General features: G+C 44.3%; 14 protein-coding genes. 1 reads left to right on the forward strand and 13 read right to left on the reverse strand.

What is annotated here, in order from left to right:
* Positions 1 to 8 precede the first annotated feature (8 nt).
* From ASG85_RS07180 to ASG85_RS07220, 9 genes are all read right to left on the reverse strand, one after another.
* The gene (locus ASG85_RS07180) at positions 9 to 1,622 is read right to left on the reverse strand and encodes a hypothetical protein (RefSeq protein ID WP_060645786.1); all 1,614 of its coding nucleotides are present in this window, start codon (positions 1,620 to 1,622) and stop codon (positions 9 to 11) included.
* 129 nt (positions 1,623 to 1,751) lie between these two features.
* The gene (locus ASG85_RS07185) at positions 1,752 to 5,051 is read right to left on the reverse strand and encodes a UvrD-helicase domain-containing protein (protein ID WP_060645787.1); all 3,300 of its coding nucleotides are present in this window, start codon (positions 5,049 to 5,051) and stop codon (positions 1,752 to 1,754) included.
* A complete protein-coding gene (locus ASG85_RS07190; RefSeq protein ID WP_060645788.1) occupies positions 5,044 to 7,953 on the reverse strand; it encodes a PD-(D/E)XK nuclease family protein in 2,910 nt (969 codons plus the stop codon). The genes ASG85_RS07185 and ASG85_RS07190 overlap by 8 nt, the downstream gene beginning before the upstream one ends.
* Positions 7,954 to 7,969: 16 nt before the next feature.
* Positions 7,970 to 8,935, reverse strand: coding sequence for a helix-turn-helix transcriptional regulator (locus ASG85_RS07195; RefSeq protein ID WP_060645789.1), 966 nt, complete (start codon positions 8,933 to 8,935; stop codon positions 7,970 to 7,972).
* An 80-nt stretch (positions 8,936 to 9,015) separates the two neighbouring features.
* Positions 9,016 to 10,260, reverse strand: coding sequence for a vWA domain-containing protein (locus tag ASG85_RS07200; RefSeq protein WP_060645790.1), 1,245 nt, complete (start codon positions 10,258 to 10,260; stop codon positions 9,016 to 9,018).
* 128 nt (positions 10,261 to 10,388) lie between these two features.
* On the reverse strand, positions 10,389 to 10,913 hold the full coding sequence (locus tag ASG85_RS07205) for a hypothetical protein (protein WP_060645791.1): 525 nt from the start codon (positions 10,911 to 10,913) through the stop codon (positions 10,389 to 10,391).
* A complete protein-coding gene (locus ASG85_RS07210) occupies positions 10,910 to 11,728 on the reverse strand; it encodes a ParA family protein (protein WP_082587998.1) in 819 nt (272 codons plus the stop codon). The genes ASG85_RS07205 and ASG85_RS07210 overlap by 4 nt, the downstream gene beginning before the upstream one ends.
* A gap of 193 nt (positions 11,729 to 11,921) precedes the next feature.
* Positions 11,922 to 12,953 carry a 5-methylcytosine-specific restriction endonuclease system specificity protein McrC gene (mcrC, locus tag ASG85_RS07215; protein WP_235550082.1) on the reverse strand — a complete coding sequence of 344 codons (1,032 nt, stop codon included), beginning with the start codon at positions 12,951 to 12,953 and terminating at the stop codon, positions 11,922 to 11,924.
* Entirely contained in the window at positions 12,940 to 15,405 is a 2,466-nt protein-coding gene (locus ASG85_RS07220) for an AAA family ATPase (RefSeq protein ID WP_060645792.1), read from the reverse strand. The genes mcrC and ASG85_RS07220 overlap by 14 nt, the downstream gene beginning before the upstream one ends.
* Positions 15,406 to 15,735: 330 nt before the next feature.
* On the opposite strand from ASG85_RS07220, the gene xerC reads away from it, so the two are divergent.
* The gene (gene xerC, locus ASG85_RS07225; protein WP_060645793.1) at positions 15,736 to 16,911 is read left to right on the forward strand and encodes a tyrosine recombinase XerC; all 1,176 of its coding nucleotides are present in this window, start codon (positions 15,736 to 15,738) and stop codon (positions 16,909 to 16,911) included.
* A gap of 226 nt (positions 16,912 to 17,137) precedes the next feature.
* Here xerC and rlmD read toward each other — a convergent pair whose 3' ends face one another.
* The 4 genes from rlmD to ASG85_RS07245 form a co-directional block, all read right to left on the reverse strand.
* The gene (rlmD, locus tag ASG85_RS07230; protein ID WP_235550083.1) at positions 17,138 to 18,580 is read right to left on the reverse strand and encodes a 23S rRNA (uracil(1939)-C(5))-methyltransferase RlmD; all 1,443 of its coding nucleotides are present in this window, start codon (positions 18,578 to 18,580) and stop codon (positions 17,138 to 17,140) included.
* A gap of 245 nt (positions 18,581 to 18,825) precedes the next feature.
* Positions 18,826 to 19,812 (reverse strand): diacylglycerol kinase, encoded by a 987-nt coding sequence (locus ASG85_RS07235; protein ID WP_082562047.1) that lies wholly within the window; start codon positions 19,810 to 19,812, stop codon positions 18,826 to 18,828.
* Entirely contained in the window at positions 19,812 to 20,624 is an 813-nt protein-coding gene (locus tag ASG85_RS07240) for a sirohydrochlorin chelatase (protein ID WP_235550084.1), read from the reverse strand. The genes ASG85_RS07235 and ASG85_RS07240 overlap by 1 nt, the downstream gene beginning before the upstream one ends.
* Before the next feature lie 123 nt (positions 20,625 to 20,747).
* The gene (locus ASG85_RS07245; protein ID WP_029198698.1) at positions 20,748 to 21,038 is read right to left on the reverse strand and encodes a YerC/YecD family TrpR-related protein; all 291 of its coding nucleotides are present in this window, start codon (positions 21,036 to 21,038) and stop codon (positions 20,748 to 20,750) included.
* Between the last annotated feature and the right edge of the window lie 86 nt (positions 21,039 to 21,124).

A 21,124-nucleotide genomic window follows, 5' to 3' on the forward strand; every position in this document is an offset into this window, starting at 1 on the left:
GATCCTCCTTAATATTGCGGCCAAGTGAAACTGGATTTGTAATATTCTTGTTTTAGACGTTTCAGATCATGCTCCCACTCAGCTATTGCATAAGCAAATTTTGTTTTACCGCCTACCTGAGACTTGCGTAAACGAACATTTCTTGCAATTGTATAGACAATTTCTTTAAGTGCTATTTTGGGGATCACTTTTCTGACCAATACATCCCATCGCTGCATTCGACTGAGACCAGTAATTCTATAGCCCAATCGATGCAAGTCTGTTTCCTCTCTGAAGTTTCCTTCCCGATCCGATTGTCTATCTGACTCATTCGCCTCTGTACTTGGCCATGCGAAATGCCCATTTGTTGTTGATGTTACCGTCAGTTTCTCCACTTTAGACTTTGGAGCATTCGGTTTAGTCACAGCACTTTTCGGTAGGTAATCAATTGGATCTAAATTGACTTTGCAGCGATAGGGTTCAAGTGCACGGTTTAACTTATAGATCATGTTGCCGTAGGAGTATACCCTCAAACATTTGTTACAAGACAGCAGCTCAAAAACGACTTGTTTTGGAACTTGCTCTGACTTTTTATTGAATCCTTCAACCATAAATTGTTGCTTAACCAATTTACTTTGACTACAGTGGGGACAATTATCTGTTTTATTCTTTATTTGCCAGATGTTACTTGCTTTCTTAATATCCTTCGGTAACTCAACAGTTGCTGCGATTTTCGTTTCTATTTGAAGGAATCTTACAATCTCTTCCCATAGCTTCGCTTTTTCATTATCTTCAAACATTTGGCTCTGGGACATAAGTGTTAAGAGTTCATTTGATGTTTGCCTGTTGTACTCTCGGTTTTTACTAGCATAATAACTCTGGTAAAGCCGAATTTCGGGGTTTTGAACTTGTTCCAGAAAACGTCCACTTTTTTTAGTAGCACCCAGTAAAACATCATCCATAGAGAGATAAAAGGCCATCCATAAGAAACGAGTAAACTGTTCCTCGTCGATCTTGGCATCTAAGAACGGCCACTCTTTGTCCAACAGGTACTCCAACATATCTCGCAATGGATAATAGAAATCGTAGGTCAGCAAAGTATGTAAATAAGCCAAAATAATTTCAGGAGAATTCGTATCCGCTGTCAATTGGTTCAATTTAGCGTGATTCTGGTGGAAAAATTCATGAACACTTTCCCGCCATTCTGATTGAGCCGCTCTCCTCATCCAACTCAAGATTTCAATGAACATCCTATCCATTTCATCTAAATCAGGTATGTCCATAGAAAACATTAGATCCAGAATATGCGTTAGAGAGCACTGTATGGATTCTGATAGTTCTTTTCCATTACCTGCCTTTAATAGATGATTAAAACCAATCAGCGCCAGCGAGTATTTGCCGTTTAAGAGCAATATTTCGATCTGATTGATGGTAAAGCCGATCTTTTCTTCTTTATAGTAATCGGTTAATGCAAAGAAAAGCTTCTCCCATAAGACCTCGTTCCCGCAATCAAGAATAACTTCCCACAAAATTTCATTTTGTGATCTTAATTCCCTGCATAACAATTCTATTTGATTAAATGTGCTACGGACGGAGTCCATTCCTTCATCTAATTTCACTTTAGATTCGATTGTATTCAGCATGAGATCGTCTCCAATTAACCTTATCATAAGGATTTATGAATCTTTCGGCTAAAGACTGTCATTAGACATCGAAAAACAGAGAACCGAATAAACGTTCATGAGGACTGTTCGGTTTCGTTTATAATCAAATTATCCCAACCCCACATACCTCTCATGCCCCACAAAATAAAGCCCCGCTTCCTTCACCCTATACCCAAAAGTGTGCTCCCACTCCCGTGCATAGGTCATCACCTGCGGCCGATAGAAGCGAACAAACGATTCTACTTTGCCTTCCTCGAAGTAGTCTGTCTTAAAGTCAACGATCACCCAACCGTCTTCCTCTTCAAATAAAAAGTCGATGACACCCTCGACATACACAGTACGCACTGTGTCCGCCAATGTCCCTTCTTCAATCGAAACGGCAACTTCCGGGTCTGACACAGCATCCCCAGCGATCTCCTCGGAACTCTTCTTAAATAAAAGTCTCACTTCGTGCAGGCGTGTTTTCGCTCGAAGCGCTCGCTGCCAGAGCTCACTATTCGTGAAAGCAATCACCGCAAGGACGGCTTCCGCTACGAAATCCCCGTTCACCTTAAGCTGATCTGCCAGCATTTCCATATAGGCCGCAAGCTGCTCGCCTTCCAAGCCTTTACCGGCAGCTTCTATGCCCATATGCACGAGGCTGCCATAGGCCATGCCTCGTCCTTCTGACGACCATTCGGGTGTTTCTCCCGAACTCTTGGTCAGTCCAGTGACAGACGCTCGCGCGTAGGAAGACTGTCCCAGTCTTACCACTTTCGCAGCTCGTTCTGCCATGAACGCAGCCACATCTAGCTGCCCTCTATATTCCGCACGTTCCTCCGCCTCAAAGGAAGGGACTTCAAGCTCCGGAACCATCTCCATCCCCAGCAGGAGTGGACTCCACTGGCATTTGGCTGGCTGCTCCGGATACTGACTTATAACCAGCATTTGCTTCGCGCGCGTAGCCGCCACATACAGCAAACGATCCTTTTCAGCGTTCATAAACTCTCGCTCTTTGAGGTTCATCGCCTCCCAACCCACTGGTTGAGCCAAGGTTTCTTTCACAAATTCGTACTTTTGCTGCGAAATGGTAAAATAACCAACAGCCGGATCGACGGTCCGGTCGACATATTCTGTTGCATCGTGATCCGATTCACCACAAGGGCAAGCGAGGAAGACTACAGGTGCTTCCAGCCCTTTTGCCTTATGCAGGTTCATAATGCGTACGGACTGATTCCTTCCAGCATATAGGCTGGAGGTTTCGACACCTTTACCCTGGCACCACTCAGCGAGTGTGTCGGCCAAAGCCCCCCAACCCGCTGCACTGTTGATTTCATCCTGTAGCTGCTGCAAAAGCTTGATTAGCGTCCCTGCGCGTGTCGATCCTGCTTCTTTCTGTGAGGCATGGACGAGCAGGCACATATCCTCCATGATGCGGGTTAACGCTGTAACTGCCGGCAGCTTACGGGTCCAAGCATAGTAGGTACGCAGCTTCTTAAGCACAGAGAATACTGGCATTGCCTCCGGTATATCTACGCCATCATCGGGCAATGCCAGATAGTGGTATGGGTGCCCCGCCTTTTTATAGTCATAGAGTTCCTGATCACTGATGCCAAACAGCTCACCTCGCAACACGGATAGGAGTGCGATTTTATTCGAAGGATCTGCTAAACAGGCGGACAACTGCGCCAAACTAAACATTTCCGGGTAAATGGCCGCGCTGCCAGCCGTATCTGCCGGAATTCCGCAACGATCCAGTGCTTCCGCATACAGACTGATGAATTCCCTCGTTTTCAGCAAAATAAGAAAATCACTCGGCACGGCTCTACGCACCTGATAATCGCCTTTCGCATCTCGCTCCTGAATGTTCAGCCCGCTCTTGCCACAAGCCCAAGCAATATAGGCAGATACTAGTCTGGCATCTTCGTTTGCAATGGCTGCCTTGCCCCCTGCGATTTTCGGATACGTCAGGGTGTGGATGCCATGTGTAGCCTTTTTCTTAGCTGTAGGATTGGGAGACTGCGTCTGCATTTTCACAAAGGCAGCCTGTTCCTCACTCGCTTCCTTTGGAAATTTAGACTCAAACTGATAGTTTACGTAGTCGCCAATCGCCTGCACAGATCGGAAATTAGCATGAAGCTGCAGCACATCCCCTAACTCTGCAATTCTGCGCTTTACTTCGGTATAGATTGAAATATCCGCACGGCGGAAACGGTAGATCGATTGTTTAGGATCACCAACGATGAATAAGGAGCCAGGACGCGGCTGTAGCTTGCGCCAATCTTTTTCCCCTTCGTGCTCTCCTGTACCGGTCAAAAGAAACATCATCTCCGCTTGAATCGGATCGGTATCTTGGAATTCATCGACGAGTAGACGCTGAAATCTATTTGCAAAATAACCACGCACAGCGGAGGATTCCCGTAGCATAGCAGTCGCCTTCTCGAGTAAATCCTGAAAGCTGACAACCCCCGACTCCGTTCTTCTTTGCCGCGCATAGGCAACAGCCGGCGTAACAAAATGGATCAATTTCGGATACAGATACTCTCTCCAGGATCTCAAGAACGGAAATAGAACGGTTATTTGCCAGTCGTGAAAGCGATCCCGCACTTCCTTGGCTTTGTCTTTCTCTGTCCAGCGATTTTGAGTGACGTCCAGCTTCTTATCGAATTCCATCGCCATCGACAGCACATGAAGGTCATTCTCCCAGCTCCAGTTGCGCTCCTTTTGCTTTATTAAGCGTAAGACCTTTTGAAGCGCATCCCAACCTTTTTCCGGCTCGTAGGTCGGCATATATAGCCATGCCTCTGCCATCAAGGGTGTCAAAGACAAACGAATCAAATCGAAATCAGGACGCGACACTTCAGCCGCTTCTATTTTCACATCACTGAACAGGGATACGCGATCATACACTGCTTTGAGCGTGTTCACGTTGATGCCATACCGCTGAAGTTCCTCCAACTCATTTACCCGTCCAAGCTCATCAAGCTTCAACAAGTAATCGTCCCAACAGCGGCTTTGGAACTCCTCCCCCGTTTGCTCATCCAACTCCCTAAAGGCCGGGTCCAATCCCGCCTCTACAGGCCGCTCACGTAGCAGCATGCCACAGAAAGCATGAATGGTGCCTATGAAATTCTGACCGAGCCCTTCCATCGCGGTTGCATAACGCTGCTTTTCCCCGGCATCTTCAGCGCTGCTCAGCGACTTTTCCAAAGTTAAACGAAAACGCTCCCGAAGCTCATCTGCCGATTTATTCGTAAAGGTGATCGCTGCTATCCGACCAACCTCAGCACTCCCTGTTCGAATCAGAGACACCATTCGGCCTACGAGACTCGTCGTTTTACCAGAACCCGCTCCTGCTTCAACTAATAAGTTAGTTTCAAGATCATCTACTATGCGATCTCTAGCTTCCCAATCGTTAGGTCTAGTCAATGGCTTCCACCTCCAAGAGCTCTCTCAGCCTCACTGCATTGTCGGGATGATTCTTTTTATCTGCCATAAAAGCAGCATGATTCACACAGACTGTCGCATAATCGCAATAACGGCAACGCTTCGCGTCCTCTGTCGGTATGTACACTCCCTGTTCCAAGGAGGTCAACAAACTTCTCACAAGTACAGTCAGCACCTCATACTTATCTTGCAAACGCACCACTTCCCGACCAACCCCTCTTGCCGTCGGAAAAAAGTACGCTGACTCCGTAACCTGGGCATCCCTATCTCTGCCCGTATCCTTCAACCACTGCTCCGCTGCTAGCGCATACAGCGCATGCTGCAGCTGCGTTCCACCTGCAAAATACGCATTTTCGCGATATTTGGCCGGACTCCCCGTTTTATAGTCTATGATCCGATAAGTATGAGGCCCAATCTGATCAATACGGTCAATAAATCCTTTGATTGTGAGAAAGGTACCGTCAGTCAGCTTTAACTGCATAGGTTCTCCATCAATCGTAAGCTCTTGCTCGAAATAGAGAGGACGTGTCGTCTTTGTCAATTCTTCGTTATAGAACCATTCCACATCCTGACGGATCTCGTTTGACTCTTTTTGCAGGATATGCTGACTCGGCGCGGGAATTAATCGCTTGTAATCCGTCAATTGCTCTTCAGTTATAGACTGCATAATACTTCTGTCATGATTCGTTGGCAGTGAGCCGCCCGCCGTAATATGCTTCAGATACTCAAAGAAAATACGATGTAATAAATTCCCGCGATCCGTGGGTTCTAACCAACGCGTTCGGTCATAGGCTGCTTCATCTTTTGACCATATCCCTAATACATAACCGAAGTAGAACCTCATTGGGCATTCGGCATACCGTTCCAGCTGACTTGCACTAAACGCGCGTTGCCCCATTTCAGCGACTAACGTGTCCGATTGTATGAAGCCATCATGGGCAGTGATCGCGTATGATACGCGATTCATTACAGCTTGACTGCCTTTGTTGATATGAAGGTACTCCGCATTCAACGTGTCTCGTCCGTTACGCATTTGATCATGCCCATCCGTCAACGCGACCGTCCATAGATCGGAACTGTCCAAAGGCAGGAAGTTCTCCTCAAAATTAATCACCTTATGGGATAAATAACTGACAGGCATGCCTAGCGCATTTCCCATAGCACTGTAATCTGCATCCAACAATTTTTGCATGTTTCGGAAGATCTGCAGAAGCTCAAAAGCAGGACTCGCTTGCTTTCCTTCTGCTATCTGATAAGAGGAGTAGCTTAACGTTACATTTCCATTAATGCTTCCTAGCCTTTTATTTTGATCTATTTTGACAAGTCTACCGCGTTCCGATGCCAGTATAAGATTAGCGCTAATCCTTTGCCTTTCTTCATCTAACAAAACTGGATCCTGACGTGATGCTACAGACCAATTATGTTCATCCATTCCGACCATATATGTGATTGGCCTTCCTGTTAAGCCACCACCTGAAAGCGATGAAATGTGGATAGCACCGGGAGATGGTGTTGAAGTGCCGTTCACACGAATACCTGATAGGAGCTGTGCGACATATTGCAGCGCAACCTCTTTCTTCATCAAGGATGACGAAATCGCATCCACAGAAGATAGAGAGGCTACCAGATCATCCATTTCTTTTACAATAACCGCATCATCTTCGTTCTGAATCGTACCGTACTTCGTGACGATCTTCTGTAACCATGTCATGATAAAAGCTGGACTCCATGCGTTTTCACTCGGCCAAGTCGCGAATATTCCTTGAAATACCTTTCTTAGACTGACTAACAGAGGCTTCTCTTCTACAGCTCCCCCATCTTCAATCGATTCGAGCAAATCTACATACCGCTCTTTGCCCCAACCAATATGGAGATTCTCTAATGTACGGATCCACTCTGATGATCGAATGCTTTCATCTATATTTCGAAGCGATAATCCTCCATCACGCAGCAAAGCAATGAAATCCGCAATGGGAAAGTCATTTTCGAGCCAATGAACCAGCTTAAGTAAGGTACGGCCCATTCGAGCGTATTGAAGCGGCAATCCGCCCCCATAAGTACAAGATATATCCAACTCAGAGCTCAGCGTATGAATCGAACTCGCGTATGCCTCATAGTTCGATGCAATGACTTCGACCTGATCAAGTGGATTCTCATGGGATAATACCCTTCTCATCACTTCTCGAACCTCAGCCAATGTACCCGTTGCATGGAACAACTGAGCCTTGTCTGCAGGAAAGTCAGATTCGGAAGCTGTAAACGGTAATCCAACCATCGGCTTCACTAAGCGTTCTCCAGCTATCGTCTGAAGGATCATCTGCCGAGCTTGGGTAAGTGAGCTATTCTCAGGCATGATAAAAATTGTATCATCCTTTTCAACATCTACTAGCTGGGCTATAAGCATTTGATCCACAAAATGATGCGCATGCAGCATCTTCTCATATCGCAGAAGAACTTCTCGTAAATACGCTCCCTTTCGATGGTCAATAAACTGAGACAGCTCTAAATCTTTGGCATGGACAAAGGCTTGCCGTAAGTCTTCAATGGAACGGTGAAAACAGGAAACCATTCCTGGTGTGATCATCGCCTCCGATAGATAGGGATCCTTTCCCTTGGTCAGTTCCATCATGATCTGCTGAATGATCCAGAACGATTGCTGGGGGCGAATAACCGTTTTCTTTTGCTGAAAAAGCTTAAGAGCCGCTTGCTTTAGGGCTATGCTTTCTATCGTTTGTACCTCAACATTCAAAACGTGGCCGTAGGCACGACAGACTTGATGGAGCCACATCTGTCCGTCAGCGAACCGGGGTGCAAGAAGTACCTTTTTGGACAAAGGAAATGACTGAAAGCTCTCATGTAAGTTACGAATAAAAGCTGATACCATGCTATTTCGCTCCTTTTTACTCGTATAGGGTTCTCCATTGATCTAGCTTCAGCTTCATGATATCCCGATACACTTTGGGTTCCATAATCTCCGCTTCCGGTCCATATTGACTTAACCAATTCATAAATTCACGCTCATGATTCACCGTCACTTCAAAAAGAAGACTTCCATCCTTCTGAGGCGTCAATTTCGGCTTCACAAAAAGCTCTTCTTCCTTTACATAGCGAGCAATATTGGGATGAAATTTTACTTTAAAACGAATATGGTCTGCACCGCGTTCAATGGACCATGTGTTCTTCATATAGGATTTCAAATTGAAATCACCTTTATCGAAGGTATCACTTAGCTGCTTCACATCCCGAAACCGACTGATCCGAAACGTTCGAATATCACCGGCAGAATGACAATAACCAATTAAGTAAAAACGGTGGTCTCGCGGAACTAAATAATAAGGATCAATGTCTCTCTGAGACTCCTCGTTGCGGCTTTGCGTGTAATACACAGTTCTTATCGTTTGCTGAGATAACCTGGCTTGAATAATATCGTAAAGGAAAGAGGCGCTCCCATCTTCCTCGCGATAGGCGGGTGTACCCATTTGAATGACATCCGTCACATGCTGCAAAATATCGGCTCGCTTCGATTTCTCTTTCTTATGTACGCCCATGACCTTTTCCAAGGCAGAGTCAAAACCTTCCGGCAGTAAAGACTTCATTTGTTCCAGTACAGAGGGCAACATGGAGAATGACAAAGCTTCTTGCTCCGTCCAATCTAATGGGTACATGGAGAAATTACTGATAAACGCATAGCCTTTCCCATGCCCGTGATTCGAAATCGGGATATTCATCGCATGCAGTGCCAATATTTCACGATAGATAGTCCTTTCCGTTGTTTCGCAGCGATCCGCTAACTCCCTTGCCAATATGCCTGGTTTGGATTGTATCAAATTAATCATTCGCATTAGCCGAATTAAGCGCTCTTTCATGTCGATTTCTCTCCCCTATAGTGCTATAGAACCAACCTACTAGATATAGTAAATTCGACCTATGGTTAGGAGAGTCCTGCCTATTTCTTTCTTCTCATTTGCCTGTACTTCTGTTCATGAAGTGTCTTTCTTGTCTTGCTGGAAAATGCGAAATTTTCTAACTGGCTGTATAGCAATTGTGCTTCCTCACGTAGCTCTGCATCCTCCGATTTAACAGCCGCCACCAACATCTCATCGGCTTGCTGCTGAAGAAGCATTTTTCCCATTTCCTCATCACCTTGGTCGAAAGCGATTATTGCATGCTCGATTGCCATGGCCGATTCCGTGATTTTGACCTGTTTCTCCACACGGGGGTTAGATGAATTCATGATCAAATTGAGATCGTTCGTAAAATTGGCTTCAATTTTGTATTGGATCGTGCACAGCTTCGCTCCCTCCGTCACATCTACATAGTCCCATTGGATATTAAGAACCTCGTGTTTACCAAGGGCATGTGGAAAAAATGAAATTTCTAGCAAGATTGACTTAACCTCTTGGTCGAAAATATCCCCCATGGACAGCTTCAGTCCATTATTGTCATCTTCTGCTTTATAACCATAGATCCGTGTAATGCGTGTTGTTTCTGTAGGCTGTATCGTTAGCTGTACATTCTGGGCAACAACAGATAATAGACCATCTAGCTCTTTGGAGAATATGCTAGGGATGTCTTCCGGCTTCTCAATAAAATAGAAGTTTCCGCCGCCATGGTCCGCAATGCCTTCCATAAGCTCCTCGTCGAACCCGTCCCCAACGCCCATTGTTGTTACGCCAATACCCAGGCTATGAAATTCCTTTGCTATAGACTGCAGCTTCGACCGATCTGTGATACCTTCATTCGCATGTCCGTCGGATAATAATAGGACCCTGTTGACAGTACCATCTCCCCTTCCTTGCACCACATACTGAATCCCCTGCAGCATTCCCCCGCTCAAATTGGTACTTCCACCATCTTGAATATTCTCTATCTTTTGTTTCATGACATCCTTGTGAGTCACACTCTGTGGCGCAAACACTGTAGTTACCTCATTATCAAAAGCAACCATGCTAAGTTGGTCCTCTTGGCTCATTTGATCGGTTACGAATTGGCAAGCCTTCTTACTATAAGCAAGCGGCGCCCCAGACATGGATCCACTGCGATCCATCACTAGTGATATATTCATTGGCGCTCGGTCAGAACGAGATCCAGCATTTCCTTTTAACTCAAGGAGCAAAAAGGCTTTTTCCGCCCCTCCCATTGGCCAATACTCATTATTCCATGCATGGGTCATTTGAATAGGTGAACTCATGTACAACATCCTCTCTCATCTAGTCTCTGATAATAATTTAGCATATGCTTTGGTCAACATGATGTCAGAGAATGTTCGTTCGCATGTAAAAAGACGTGGACCGAAAAAGTCACACGTCTCATTTAACATTAGTACCGCTTTTCTTTTCTTGAACTTACGATTGCGTTGGCCATATTTAAGAAGCTAGAAACATCTCCTGAATTCATTTTATCTTTTAGTAGTTGTAGCTCGTTTATCATTTCATCCCTTGGCCTAGCGGATATGTAACTCATATACTTGTTGATTAGTTCAATCTTTGTATTTTTTGCAGCTGTCAGAACGATCTTTCGTGAAACAAAATTTTGCAGTTCCTTTACAACTCTGAACGTATCTTTGGACTGAAGCATTCTATTTATTTCAAAAAGCAACTCCTGAATCTCAGGATCCGTATTTTTATTAATATCAAAATCTGTTGAAATCGCTTTCCTTTTAGTACGAGTATTTGGTTTATTTTCAGAAACGCCCTCAAGCTGTTGAATTAATTTGACGACATCCGCTAAGAATGGCTCAGAACCGTCCTTTAACACTTCAGCAACCTGCTCGAATTCCTTGACGCTATAACGTACTTTTAACTTCAACAGATCAAGTAACAGCTCCTTAGCCTGGTTCGTCATTCGATTCCCACACTCCGTAAAAATTCGTCTCCTACCGCATAAAATTCTTCCATAATATGACCTCGCGCCCTTGTATCCTTGAACATCGGCTTTCCTTCACGAATACCGTTGACATAAGTTTTAGATTCTCTAACTTCATTGTCGAATACATGCCAGCTGTTTTCTTTAGCAAAAGCTAAAACCTCTTTCTTGGAAATACGGTTTTCAGGTATGTCTCCTGCCTCTACATTATTGAAAATAATTCCGGAAACGAAAATTTTGTATTCTCCCTCGTTATCCTCATTGAAATCCTCAATACTTCCCTTAAGCAGTGGCAGTCCGATGATTGCTAATTTTTCAGGCTTTACAGGTATAATTAACGAATCACTAGCCAGATAGCTGGCCACTGATAAAATGGAGTCAGTCGGTGGACAATCAATCAGAATCAGGTCGTAATTACTTTGAATCTTCGTTAAAAATCGGCGCAGCTTATGCTCCTTTGACGTTGGATTTTTCAAAGTTTTCGATAACTCAGCTCTTGCCGGAACTAGATGTAGGAGACTACCATCCGTCCATTCATCAACAGAATGAATAATATTAGTAGTAACTTTGCTGCTGTTCTCAAAAATGTCCACAATAGATTGCCTAGGACTTTCTAAATAATCCCGATATCCGTCGCCCCCCATAAAAATTTGCGTTAGATTCGACTGGGGATCAAGATCAACGACTAATACTTTATACATTTTTTTATAAGCTGCATACCAAGCAAGGTTGTAGGTTAGGGTGGTCTTTCCGACTCCGCCTTTCATATTAAGCATAGAGACAACTTTTGACACTCTACCCGCTCCTTCTACCTATTATTGAATTAGATTCTAACATTATGTTCATTCATGTTTGTTCAATAATACGTACGGAGTTTCCCACATATGCGTCATCGTTTGCTTAACCCAAAAACGAAAAAACAGCCCCCGTTGTTTGGGCTGTTTCATAACTATTCTATACTCATCTTTTTAAATATCTACTCCCACATTATACAATGATCTCCAATAGCCTCTCGTGAATGGATCTCCAGTTTTTGCTTAGATCTACGGTACATACTTTAACCTCATGACCAGACACACGATATACTAGGTCTACTGACTGATCTACTTTTGGATATAGCAGCATCCCTTTCAGTAATTTGTTTTGTGGCAGTTTTCTTTCATAGTTTCTTAAATACGCATACAACTGATAAAGATTAGCACTCTTAACCTTTTCCGTGTCGTATTGCCAGGATAAAGTTTCTATGGTGTATTTAGTATCGATAATCCACTTGACGCTTTCGCTTTCTAAAGAAATATCTGTCTTCATTACAGGTAAGAGCGAGTGATTATCATCAACGTCCCAATGAATGATGTCCCTTGATACGTTGTAGGTTAGCAGTTCTTTTCTATAAAAATTTCGAACAAATTCTTCGAATAACTCGGCCATCTTATAATGGTTCCGTTCAAAGTCAATAAATCGATAGCTGCCCTCGTCTTCATTGATTAATAGTCCCTGGTATAATAGCTTGCATATATTTAGAATAAATCCGTAGTGCATGTTGCCGCGCTGAAGAGTTACCCTCTGAAACAACTTATAATCTAGTTTGAGAAGTGAAACTTCACCCAAATATGGATATATCATCATAATTTGTTCACGATAAGACACACTTAAGTCCTTCGTCTTAAGTAACGCGAAGAGTGTTGATTTGATAATTTGGTTATGCATAATATTAGTGCTCAGTTCATCATATGTGATTACCATTTTGCTACGATGAAAGGATAATTCTCGAATCGATTGGGGGAAATCAATTTTCCCTCTCAATGTAGATGACTCTTCATGAAATGGTTTATACTCACGGTAAAATCCCTTTTTCATTAACGCAGTTAATCTTATAATTAAAATTCTGGTTAGAAGATGATAGATGTCTTTATCCTCTTCTTGATTTACGATGACCTCGTCCTTCTCTTTTAGCCGATCCCAGGCATAGCAAAGCATATAGTAAAGGTTGCGAATAGGAATTTTGTTAGGCTCGTTCAAGCAAACCCCTCACTTTATCTTCATCATCAAACCAATATTCCCGAAGCAGCGGCTCCACTTCCATCTTTAGAATATGCTTGTACCAGGTTTCTTCATCTTGAACATTGGCCATTGGACAGAAGTAACTGTGCCCAATCTCGTAGCCTTTACCTAAGCTCACTTTATCATTTAAAATTTCACGATTGATGTCGTTCATGGCAGTTACGATTCGGTCGATAAAACCTTGGCTAATGCCCTTACCTAAAAGATGTTCTTTAAATTGCAGTGTATGATAAGCTGACTCGATGGAAATAAAGGCGAATCTTCTCCTTAAAGCATAATCCACTAGCGCAAGTGATCGATCAGCCGTATTCATAGTTCCAATGAAGTAAAGATTTCTAGGTATATAAAAGACCTCATGGTCTTCCGAATACGTCAATTTGACAGCATAAGCCTTAGATCGTTTGTCGGCTTCAATCAACATCATGACTTCGCCGAAAATTTTAGACAGATTACCTCGGTTAATCTCATCAATAATCATGTAATAGTTATGGTCAGGATCCTTCATTGCACGATCACAGAACTCATAAAACAGCCCATTTTTAAGGCCAAAACCTCCGTTGCCTACTGGCTTATAGCCTTGAATGAAATCCTCATATGCATAGGATTGATGAAATTGGATCATTGCAATGCGACTATCATCTTTCGCACCATTATGATAGTAGGCAAGACGTTTTGCAACGTATGTTTTACCGACTCCTGGAGGTCCCTGTAAAATAATATTTTTCTTAATCTCTAAAGCTAATCGAATCTCCTCAATCTGTTCTGCAGAAATAAATACTTCCTGTGTCAGTTGATCAAGCCCATAGGGTTCCAAGGTCTGTTCATCTTCAACTGGATCTTCTTCGTTCTCAACAACTCCATCAAGAGGCTTGCTTTCCCCCATTAAATTAAGAACTGTTTCTATAAAATCTTCGTAAGGAGTAAGGTTCGTAAGAGTCTTTAAGGCGAGCTTAGAATCAGATGGAAGATTCCAATAGCCACTCTTCAGCCAAAGTGCGGACCTGACCGATTTATATTCAGAGCGTGAAAGGTCAAATCGATATTCGGACGTTATTTGACCAAACGCAATAATGGACCGGATACCTTTTTTAATAAAAACATAATCTCCAACCTTCATCTCATATAAAAATTGATAATTTGCCAATGCATCGTTACTCGGATTATGATCGAGTCCATTTATTTCTTTCAATCTATCTGCAATTTCTTGTTTGGTCTGAAATTGTTGTAAATCACCAATCTCATCCCAGTTTACCGCGATGATTCCATTCTCGTGGAAGTCGTTCCACCGATGCGCATCTTCACCGGCAGCAAGAACCCAATACTGTGCTTCCCCTTCAGTTTGCTTTAGCGGAGTCTCCTTTTTTCCATACTTCACAAAAAGGAAACTGAAGAATTGATCGATTTCCAGGAATATAGGAAGGTCCGTCTGCTTTCCTACTATCTTCAGATACTTATTTACTATTTCATGCTCCTGAAGACATGCTTGGAATTTAAGGAACTTAAGTGCCGTGGAATCTCCTTTGGCATAATCGGGTTTCAATTGCAGAACATTTTCGACTGCCACTTTATCTCGCTGGTTATAAAAGCAAAATTGGTCAGGAAACACGTTTCCAATTATTTCACTAGCAACGCTTTCTCCAAAACCAAATAATTTATATTTATCATCAGTGGTAAAGCGCTCGATTCGTTCTTCGATCGGATCTTCACCGTAGAGTAGATATAAGAAACTGCTTCGATACTTTTCAATTGGCTCGTTAATGTTTCCAAGCGCTCTCTTTTTGGCAAGCGCCATCCCAAAGGCATTTATATGATCACCAAGTCGCTGAATATCCTCCCACTCAATGGTCTTTAAATAGTTTCGATCTTTGAATGTATTAAAGAATTCATAGTTCCCTTTGAGAAAATTGCAGTTGTCAAACCATTTAGCCGCTTGGTTTCTAAATGCCAATAAATATTTATCTAGAAGTGGTAAATTTGACTGCACCGATAATTGAGTTGGCGAATTCCATAGCTCCAGCAATGTTTCATATTCACTTTCTAATATCCTGTAGTTGGTATTCTGATTCATTTTAAAAATAGGCAAATCCGCGGTTTCAGGTAAATCCCTGAGTTCATGTCGTAGTAACATACCATCCTCCGATTTTACACGGTGTTCAAGTATTTGTAGCTCAACTCTCCAACATTGCCTCGTTTCATCAAAATATGGCTTAGCAGCTACCTTGCACCAGCCAATGATTCCTCCCGAATTCTTCTTTACTCCGTCTGACCTCCATAAAAAGACAGGGTCATGGATGGCAATTTCATCTTTATAATGTTTTTGTCTAAGATCCCAACTGATTCTTTGGTTTTCTGATACATAAGTGTCTATATCAAATTGTTTCGGGTTACCTTGAAAAATCCAATAATTCATGTTTGTCCCACCTATCATTCATTTTTGAAAATACCGATCTCTTTTGCCTGTGCGTTAGTTAATTATTGGTAAATTCAACCCTAAGTTTAAAAATCCTTCTAGGCTCCTCCTTTCATCTAACCTTACTTTTAAACCAATTGAATTGATGATCAACTTATGATAAGAATTTAGCACTTTTTTCTGTCATTAGGATGACAGCGAACGTACGTTTTTAAAGGATTATTTTCAAAGGGGAAAGAGAGCTTGAATTCATTGCCTGCCATATGTATCCGTGAATATTTAAGTGGTGATACTTGGAATGTATTCATATTGCTCTGGAGGTCATTTGGTATGGCGAGTTTAGAAAAAAGAGGTAAAAATTCATGGAGATTGACCGTTAGCATTGGAAGAGATGCAACAGGTAAATATATTCGTCACGGTAAAACCGTTCATTGCCGAACTAAAAAGGAGGCTGAACTTGAACTATCAAAATTTGAGATTGAAGTACACGCCGGAGCTTACATCGCACCTGAAAAATTGACGCTGCAAGCTTTCGTAGATGAGTGGAGGGACAAGTATGCATTGCAGGAACTTGAAGTAAAGACATTATCCATTTACGTCAGAATTTTAAACAAACGGATTCTTCCTGCTATTGGGCATTTACGATTAGATCAAGTCAAACCCTTGCATATCGTTTCCTTATTAAGTGAATTAGGTAAAGAAGGAAGCAGACAAGACGGGAAGGATGGTAAGCTTTCCTCCGGAACCGTTCAATACGTATATCGAGTGTTAAAAAACATCTTCACAAGAGCGGTTGAGTGGCGCGTTATTAAATCAAATCCTGTTGCAGATGTTAAATCGCCAAAAGTCGTTCATAAGGAAAGTGAAGTGTACGACGAGGATGAGATTCAGTTATTGTTCCAATTTTTAGAAAATGAAGCTTATCATTGGCGAATGATGATTACCCTTGCTTTAACCACTGGTCTTCGCCGCGGCGAACTAGTCGGCCTTGAATGGAAAAATGTTGATCTAGAACAAGGCACCATTAATGTAAAGCAAAGCATTTCAGACTTCATCAACGGCAATCCCATTATTAAGGAACCAAAAACCAAAAAATCCACACGGAAAATCAACCTCTCTGATGCGGTATGGGAAGAGCTTAAAGAATATCACGAATACTGCAAACAGGAATGGGATGGATTGGAGAAAACCAGAGATAACGATCATTTCTTTGTTTTCTTTAATCAGTACGGCAGAGCATTTTATCCCGAAAGCCCGTATTTGTGGTTTCGCGGCTTCTTAATAAAACACAATTTAAAATACATCAAATTTCATGATTTACGTCATACTTCCGCCACCTTATTAATCAACCAGGGGGTTCATGCCAAAATCATCTCTGAACGTCTGGGACATGCCAATATTACGACAACGATGAACATCTACGGCCATGTTTTATCGAAAGCAGATAAAGAAGCTGCAAATAAATTCGATCTAATCATTCCATTTAAAAATCGCAAAGAAGCATAAAGAACCCGAACGATTGCTGTACCAATCGTTCGGGTTCTTTTTTTATGGACTATAACAGTTCATTCAAAATGTGCCCTGTTTTAGGTTCTTTTCGGGTGATTTCCGCTGATTATGGCTCATTTATGTTGAGTTTTTACACCAATTTTACACCAATGGCCAAAAAATCACTAAAAATCACAACTGTATTACTAATTTAATCCTGCTGTTTCATCGGAAGAACCCAGTATTAATAAGGCTTTTCAGCATCTGTTTCATTTCGTACAAGCAGCGCAACGGATTCCACATGCACCGTATGCGGAAACATATCCACCGGCGTCACCTCCGCGACGCCGTAACCGCCATCGACGAGCACGCGCAGGTCGCGAGCAAGTGTCGATGCGCTGCACGACACATACACGACGCGCCGCGGCTGCAGCTCGAGGATCGTCGCAAGCAGCGCCGGGTCGCAGCCCTTGCGCGGCGGGTCCACTACGATCACGTCGGGCCGGACGCCCTGACGTGTCCACTCGGGGAGGACCACTTCCGCTGGGCCTGCCTCGAAGTGCACGTTCGTCATGCCGTTTAACTCGGCATTCTTCCGTGCATCCGCGATCGCCTCCTCGACGATCTCGACCCCGTACACCTGTCCCGCCTTCTGCGCGAGGAACAAGGAAATCGTCCCGATGCCGCAATAGGCATCGACAACAGTTTCGCCGCCAGTCAGCGCGGCGTACTCAAGTGCCTTCCCGTACAGCACTTCCGTTTGGACGGGGTTCACTTGATAAAAAGATCGCGCGGAAATTGCAAATTTCACATCGCCGATAAAGTCATAGATGACCTCGCTGCCCCACAGGACACGAGTCTCATCCCCAAAAATAACATTCGTCTGTTTCACATTAATGTTATGGCAAATGCTCTTCACACCGGGCAGTGCAGCCCGAATGCCAGCAACCCACTCGGCGACGCGAGGAATCTCGGCGCCATTCGTAACCAGCACGACCATGATCTCTCCCGTGCGGAAGCCGACTTTGACGACGACGTGGCGAAGCAGTCCGTCATTACGCTCTTCATTATAAGCGCGAATACCAAGCCGCACGCCGATCTCTTTCACACGAGCAACGACTTCGTCGTTCGACTCATGTTGGATCAAACACTCATCCATATTGATGATGCGATGGCTTCCCTGCGCATAGAACCCGCCGATGAGGCCGCCCTGCTCTTCCCCAAAAGGAACCTGCGCCTTGTTCCGATACCGCCACGGATCGGTCATCCCAAGCGTAGGATGAACAACAATGCCTTCATCTGAAGCACCAGCATCAAGATGCCCTAGTGTTGGCTCCCCCGCAACCTGCAGCTTCCCAATCCGCTGCAAATTATCAACAACCTGCTGGCGTTTCACGCGAAGCTGCGCCTCATAACTTAGGTGCTGCAGCTGACAACCGCCACATTCCTCATATATCCCACAATCCGGAACAACCCGATCCGGACTCACTTCCAGCACTTCCACAAGCGAAGCATACCCATACTGCTTCTTCAAATGCCCCACCCGCACAAGCGCACGCTCACCAGGCAGCGCACCAGCGACAAAAAGGGTAAAGCCGTTCACACGGCCCACCCCTTCGCCATCATGGCTGATCCCAATGATCTCAGCCTCATATTGCTGCCCGATCTGCACCGGCAGATCCGCCATCCAAGCCGGAGCCGCCTTCGCGACGGACTTCCCTCTATTCCCTGAATTCCCTACATTTCCAGAATTCCCTGTCCTACCGGACTTCCCTCTATTCCCTGCCGTCCCAAACTTCCCAGTTCCTCTATCTTTACCTGACACAGAGCCAGATTTACCTTTTGCTCTCATAAGACCCTCACTTTAATAAAAACCTAAAATTAAACAATAGCTCAATCTCTTATTTAAGTTAGCAGGACGGAAATGTTGTATTACTCCTGCTCCTCATCCCCATGGCTTTGCCCATTCCCTCTCAAATGAAACGGCGTGGTCAATGTCTCTAGGAACGTCTTCTTATAAATCGACTGCCCCGACTCATCCACAATAATCTGCAAATGACTCTTCAGATTCGTCATCACACAAGGCAGCGTGCCCCCGAACTCCCCATCCAGGTTCAACTGGACGTAGTCTGGCGAATTAATCTCGATATGATTCGTTTGGAAATAAATCAGATTCGGATCGCTCAAATGTTCGCCGCGCAGTGCGAGCGTAACCACTCTTATAAACTCAGCAAGATTGCACTTGCGCAAGATCAATACATCGAACAATCCATCATTCATACTCGCTTCCGGAGCCAGCTTCTCGAAGCCGCCGACGGAGTTGGAGTTGCCGACAAGGAACATCATGACTTCCTCATGAAATTCCTTGTCGCCTGCCTTGACGTACAACTCAATCGGCTTCAGCCTAGGCAGTTTCTCGAGTCCCTTCATATAATAGGCCAACTGGCCGATCATGGTCTTGAGCTTGCTTGGGACTTCGTACGTCAGCTCGGTCATCGAGCCGCCGCCGGCGATATTAATGAAGTAGCGGTTGTTGATTTTGCCTACATCGATGTCCGTTGTGTATTGCTGAACGATTAGGTCGCAGGCGTACTCCAAATTCTTAGGAATGCCGAGCGCCCGGGCAAAATCGTTGGTCGTTCCCAGCGGCAAAATGCCAAGCGGGGGCCTGCCCTCTCTCTCGGCCATGCCGTTGACGACTTCGCACAGGGTACCGTCTCCGCCTGCGGCGATGATCAGATCGAAGCCTCGGCTAACGGCCTGTGCCGCTGCGAGTGTTGCGTCGCCTTCACCGATGGTGGCGTGAGTGGATGTTTCGAAGCCGCCCCGCTCCAGGCGCTGAAGAATTTCTGGCAAACGTTTTTTCATTTCTTCCCGGCCAGAAGTCGGATTATAGATCAGTCTTGCTCTTTTGACCATTACGTCTCATCACCTGTTTCGCCTTCTGCGATTTCTGAAGCAATCTGCTTCTCGATCCATTTGGAAATTAGCGGACTAGGCAGCAGCGCCCGTCCATTGTACCGATATTCGAACCCTTCCATGCGGGAAGGGATGACTTGCGTCGTGAAATAGCCTTCACTTAGAAAAAGCGGCGCAACGACGACTGTATGGTCTGGCTTCTTCTGAGCCCACCCTGTCATCTTCTGTTTCACTTGATCTGGTAAAAGCATAGCGACATCCGCCTCGTCGTAGCCGCCTAACGCTTTCAACCGCTTTGCGAGCAGCTCTAAGCCTTGGCGCCACTTAAGATGGAAGCCTTTCTCTTTACTTCCGTGACCGATGAGCAGGACGATTTCCTGACTTGGCGATTCGGAAAGCTCTTTTATTTTCGCATAAATAATCTCAGCAATAACGGGGTCGTCATCAATTGGTGATGTGAAATGAATGCGCGCCTTGATATCAAAAGGTTCCATATCTGTCTCGAGCAGTGGCTGCTCAATCACACCTAGGGCGTAGCTGATTTCATCAATATGTGTACTCCCAGAGGACACGAACAGTGGAACAACGATGATGTCCGTCACGCCTTGCGCCTCTAAACTGTAAATACCATCTTGAATTAATCGGCCTTCCACCAACTCTAAATAAGAAGCGTAGATCGGAACATTCATCGGCATCTTGACGGCAGACACGGCATCATCGACCAGCTGAACCCAGCCCTCATCCCGAGATCCATGGCTTATGACTAGCACACCATACTCACTCATTTTGTTTTCCCCACCCGTTCTAACCATGCCTATAAATCCTATGCTAACGAATGTGTTCACACATGTCAATTGACCTGCAAATAAACAGGAAAAATCCCGCATTACGCAAGTAACGCAGGATCTTGAATTCTTTTTCGAACAACGACTTCATTAACGACCTAAACGATCCAGTGTCAGCACATAACCGTCGTTTCCGTAGTTCAGGCATCTTTTGACACGAGAAATGGTTGCTGTTGATGCGCCCGTCTCGGCTTCGATTTGGTTATACGTACAGCCCTTGCGCAGCATACGAGCAACCTCAAGGCGTTGGGAAAGCGATTGAATCTCGTTCACGGTGCATAAGTCATCAAAAAAGACATAGCACTCTTCAATATCTTTGAGCGTCAGCACGGCTTCAAAAAGCTGGTCTATTGCTTTATCATTTAATTTTTTTAATTGCATAGGTTGTCAACTCCCGGTAGAAAAGCATGTTAGCTTATAAGATCAGTTAAGCTCCTGTGTAACATTCGACACGTCACGTATAAATC

The organism is Paenibacillus sp. Soil724D2, assembly GCF_001427935.1.
Classification (GTDB): domain Bacteria; phylum Bacillota; class Bacilli; order Paenibacillales; family NBRC-103111; genus Paenibacillus_E.

What these genes read in the sequence shown, in the direction of transcription:
- ASG85_RS07180 (WP_060645786.1), bottom strand. Translation starts at nt 1,622, where the DNA reads ATGCTGAATACAATCGAATCTAAAGTGAAATTAGATGAAGGAATGGAC.
- ASG85_RS07190 (WP_060645788.1), bottom strand. Translation starts at nt 7,953, where the DNA reads ATGGTATCAGCTTTTATTCGTAACTTACATGAGAGCTTTCAGTCATTT.
- ASG85_RS07195 (WP_060645789.1), bottom strand. Translation starts at nt 8,935, where the DNA reads ATGAAAGAGCGCTTAATTCGGCTAATGCGAATGATTAATTTGATACAA.
- ASG85_RS07200 (WP_060645790.1), bottom strand. Translation starts at nt 10,260, where the DNA reads ATGAGTTCACCTATTCAAATGACCCATGCATGGAATAATGAGTATTGG.
- ASG85_RS07205 (WP_060645791.1), bottom strand. Translation starts at nt 10,913, where the DNA reads ATGACGAACCAGGCTAAGGAGCTGTTACTTGATCTGTTGAAGTTAAAA.
- ASG85_RS07220 (WP_060645792.1), bottom strand. Translation starts at nt 15,405, where the DNA reads ATGAATTATTGGATTTTTCAAGGTAACCCGAAACAATTTGATATAGAC.
- xerC (WP_060645793.1), top strand. Translation starts at nt 15,736, where the DNA reads ATGGCGAGTTTAGAAAAAAGAGGTAAAAATTCATGGAGATTGACCGTT.
- rlmD (WP_235550083.1), bottom strand. Translation starts at nt 18,580, where the DNA reads ATGGCGGATCTGCCGGTGCAGATCGGGCAGCAATATGAGGCTGAGATC.
- ASG85_RS07235 (WP_082562047.1), bottom strand. Translation starts at nt 19,812, where the DNA reads ATGGTCAAAAGAGCAAGACTGATCTATAATCCGACTTCTGGCCGGGAA.
- ASG85_RS07240 (WP_235550084.1), bottom strand. Translation starts at nt 20,624, where the DNA reads ATGGTTAGAACGGGTGGGGAAAACAAAATGAGTGAGTATGGTGTGCTA.
- ASG85_RS07245 (WP_029198698.1), bottom strand. Translation starts at nt 21,038, where the DNA reads ATGCAATTAAAAAAATTAAATGATAAAGCAATAGACCAGCTTTTTGAA.